Source organism: uncultured Mucilaginibacter sp., from assembly GCF_903913935.1.
Classification (GTDB): Bacteria; Bacteroidota; Bacteroidia; order Sphingobacteriales; family Sphingobacteriaceae; genus Mucilaginibacter.
In genome coordinates this window covers 1-3,846 of record NZ_CAIWNH010000108.1, presented here as the reverse complement: position 1 = coordinate 3,846, position 3,846 = coordinate 1, and the positions used below count along the sequence as shown (strand labels likewise).

The window sequence follows — 3,846 nt, the reverse complement described above, 5'->3', positions numbered from 1 at the left end:
TGGTTTAATATATTGTCTTCCATTAAAAATTATAAGTCTAACCCCAATTATGCATTGTGTATGTATAACGCAATATACAACATTCCGCTTTATTAAAAACCATAATTGTTCAGCTTAAAACCGTTTATTCAACAATTTCAATCAGGGGGCTTCTATTAATGGTGTATCTATTATTTGAATTTTCTTCCCATCCTGCACAAATAAAACTGATACCGCGCCTAAAACCATGAATCCGCCAGCCATAATTAAACCATAAACTGCATGGTCTGAAAAAATATATTTCATCAAAAACTTCCCGCTTACCCCACTAACAATTTGGGGCATAGTGATAAAAAGGTTGAATATACCCATATAAACCCCAATTTTTTTTGCAGGTATAGCGCTTGATAATATGGCATAAGGCATTGCCAGGATGCTACCCCAGGCTAATCCAATGCCTATCATCGGCAGGATAAGCACGTAATCATTTTGAATAAAGAATATGGATATTAACCCCAGACCGCCCATAGTTAACGAAAATGCATGTGTTTTTTTCCTGCTCGACTTGCGTACAATCCGTGGCAGCAACAATGCATAAGCCGCAGATACAATGTTATAAACACCAAAAAGAACGCCAACCCAGTTGCCCGCCGTGTTGTAGGCGTGCGAGGATGTGTCACCAGCTTTAATGTGATAAACGTGTTCAGCGATTGCCGGCGTGGTATATACCCACATGGAGAAAAGAGCAAACCAGGAAAAAAACTGCACGATACCCAATTGCCACATGGTTTTTGGCATACTAAACAAGTCGGAAAATATCTGGACCAGTCCACTCTTTTTTTCCTCTTCTTCAATCTCCGGCTCATGAAATTTAGCATATTCTTCCGGCGGATATTCCTTTGTTTTAATTACGGTCCACAATATCGAGCCGATAAGGGTTAAAGCGCCTATGTAAAATGAAAATAAAAGGTTATTAGGGACATGGCCTTGGGGTGCAGTATCAGACACGCCCAGCCAGTTGGCAAAAACGTACGGTAACCACGAACCAATTACAGCACCTACACCGATAAGGCAGGTTTGCATCGAGAAGCCATCGTTATGCTGGCTGTCGGGCAAATTATCAGCAACTAACGCCCTGAAAGGTTCCATTGCAACATTAAAGGATGCATCCATGATCATCAGCATACCCGCGCCAACAACAATAGGTGGTATAATAGCCGCCAGCATGGATGAGTTCGGCATAAATAATAAGGCTACGCCAGAAAGGAGTGCACCTGTTAAAAAATATGGGCGCCTGCGACCCAGCCGGGTCCAGGTACGGTCGCTGTAATGTCCGATAATGGGTTGAATGATCATCCCTGTAATCGGCGCAGCCAGCCAAAATAATGACAAATTTTCAACGTCAGCACCAAAGGTTTGCAGGATCCGGCTGGCGTTTCCTGTTTGCAGGGCAAAGCCAAATTGAATACCCAAAAAGCCGAAGCTCATGTTAAAGATCTGCCAAAAACTCATTCTCGGTTTTTGAACGACGCCGCTGGTTGCCATATTTTATATTTGGTTCAATTGTTTAGTTGGTTCAATTGTTCATTAGTTCAATTGTTCATTGGTTCAATGGTTCATTAGTTCATTGGTAAACTGTTTAAAACTATGTCTATTCGTACGACAATACGTTTGTCGTACTTAGTGAACATAAGTATCTTAAAAACACCAATGAACTAACAAACCAGTGAACCAATGAACCTAAAAGCTAAGCAACATCCCGCTTGAAGCCGGTAACGTTACCTTTATACCATCCGCAATATTACCTGTACTGAATTTATTACCGCTTAGCAGGTCAACAAAATCCTTTTTACCGTTCAGGTTTAATTTTTGAAGCAGGTCATCGGGCAGTTTAATTTGTATCTGGCTTTCGTTTCGGTTAAAATTGGTAATCACTAATATACGTTGTTTATCGGTATATCGAAGGAAGATATATAAATGTTGATCAAATCCCGGTTGTTTTTCATTAGCGATCATTAATTCCCAAAAACCTCCTGAGTTTAAAGCTTCGTTATCACTAACCACATTTAGCAAGGTGCTATAAAAACCACGCAGTTTTTTTTGATCGTCAGACAGCTGGCCACCATCAAACTTACCGCCGTTCATCCATTTTTGCTGCTCCGGTACTCCCCAATAGTCAAAAATGGAGGTACGTCCGTCATCACCGCTAAAACCTTCACTGCCTTTGGCCGGTTCGCCAACCTCCTGGCCGTTATAGACCATTACCGGACCAGTTGAAAGCGTCGCTGTTACTATCATTCCCGGAAATGCCAACCAGGGATTACCTGCAAATTGTGAGGAGGCAATGCGCTGCTCATCATGGTTTTCCATAAAACGCAGCATGTGCTCGTCAATTCCTTTTGAATCACGGTTCCAAACCTGGTTGATATCCCAGGTGGTTGCGTGCGGATCATTGCACGTTAGCCGCCTGATGGCATCGTATAGGCCTACCTTATCATACAGGTAATCAAATTTCCCGGTATTGATGTATTTTGAGTAAAGCGCTGAATTATATGCTTCGCCAATAAATATCAGGTCAGGGTGTTCCGCTTTCAGTTTTGGTATTACCCATCCCCAAAACTCAAATGGCACCATTTCTACCATATCGCACCTGAAACCATCCACCCCTTTGGCGCTCCAGAATTTCAGTATATCATAAATTTTATTCCAAAGCGGGGGGATAGGATCGAAATGCGGAGTACGGCCATTCTGGTAATCCACGCCATAGTTCAGTTTCATGGTTTCAAACCAGTCGTTTATACTGGGTGCAGCGCTAAAAACATCATTCCCGGTAGCCTTTGCGGGGTTTTCATCAAAGTGACCATCCTTTAGCGGGCTTTTAAATTCGTTGCCACCGGGGTTATAACCGGGAGGAACAACAAAAGGCTGCCCCGGCATATAATAGAAATCGTTTTTAGGATCAAAAGCTTTTGACTTATCATCATCCTGGCCAAAATCATGCACACCGGCTGGTTTTACATCCGAGGCATAAGTGCGTGCCACATGGTTGGGCACCAGGTCCATAATTACGCTGAGACCGTTTTTATGAGTCCGATCGATTAAAGCCTGGTATTCGGTCATCCGGTTTTTAACGTCAACAGCCAGGTCAGGGTCAACATCATAATAGTCTTTGATGGCATAGGGTGAACCAGCCCTACCTTTTACAATATCCGGATCATCTGCTTTGATGCCGTAGGCCGAATAATCCGTCATGGTGGCATGCTCAATTACCCCGGTGAACCAAACATAGGTAAAACCCATGTTTTTTATTTCCTGAAGGGCCTTGTCGCTGATATCGTTAAACTTTCCGGAACCGTTCTCGTCAATGGACCCATAATATTTATTAAGGGTTTTGGTATTGCCAAAATATCGGGGAAGCAGTTGATAGATAATTAATTTATGATTTGGGGACGATTGTTCCATTGCTCTTTGTTGTACTGAATGCTGCGCCTGGGAAAATAAAAAGTCAGGCATTAATAACGCCATGATGATACAAAAAATACCGGAGATTTTACCATGCACCATTCTACGATCAATTATGCCTCAACCAATAATTCGTCATCCGGCTTTACCAGTTGCTCTTTATCATAAACCAATACAGTAGTTTCGCTGCCAGAAAGGTTTTTGATCTGCACACCATCCTTACTCACTTTTATATTCAACAAAGCGCCGCGGAAGCCGATGTGGAACGAGAATGAACGCCATTTGCCGGGCAGGAATGGCTGGAATGATAATTTACCATCCTTCACCCTCATCCCGCCAAAACCTTCAATTACTGACATCCACGTACCCGCCATCGAGGTAATGTGACAGCCGTCTTCGGTGTCA

3 protein-coding genes are annotated in these 3,846 nt (G+C 42.7%); all 3 read right to left on the bottom strand.

The window, feature by feature from the left end:
• Window positions 1–141 precede the first annotated feature (141 nt).
• Window positions 142–1,524, bottom strand: coding sequence for an MFS transporter (locus QZY09_RS04180; protein WP_295668515.1), 1,383 nt, complete (start codon window positions 1,522–1,524; stop codon window positions 142–144).
• Window positions 1,525–1,719: 195 nt separating this feature from the next.
• Window positions 1,720–3,441 (bottom strand): alpha-amylase family glycosyl hydrolase, encoded by a 1,722-nt coding sequence (locus tag QZY09_RS04175; protein ID WP_295668512.1) that lies wholly within the window; start codon window positions 3,439–3,441, stop codon window positions 1,720–1,722.
• A 113-nt stretch (window positions 3,442–3,554) separates the two neighbouring features.
• Window positions 3,555–3,846: glycosyl hydrolase family 65 protein (locus QZY09_RS04170; RefSeq protein ID WP_295668509.1), on the bottom strand; the 292-nt coding region annotated here is incomplete at its 5' end.

Excerpts from the sequence above, each read along its gene's own strand:
- QZY09_RS04180 (WP_295668515.1), bottom strand. The coding sequence starts at position 1,524 with ATGGCAACCAGCGGCGTCGTTCAAAAACCGAGAATGAGTTTTTGGCAG.
- QZY09_RS04175 (WP_295668512.1), bottom strand. The coding sequence starts at position 3,441 with ATGGAACAATCGTCCCCAAATCATAAATTAATTATCTATCAACTGCTT.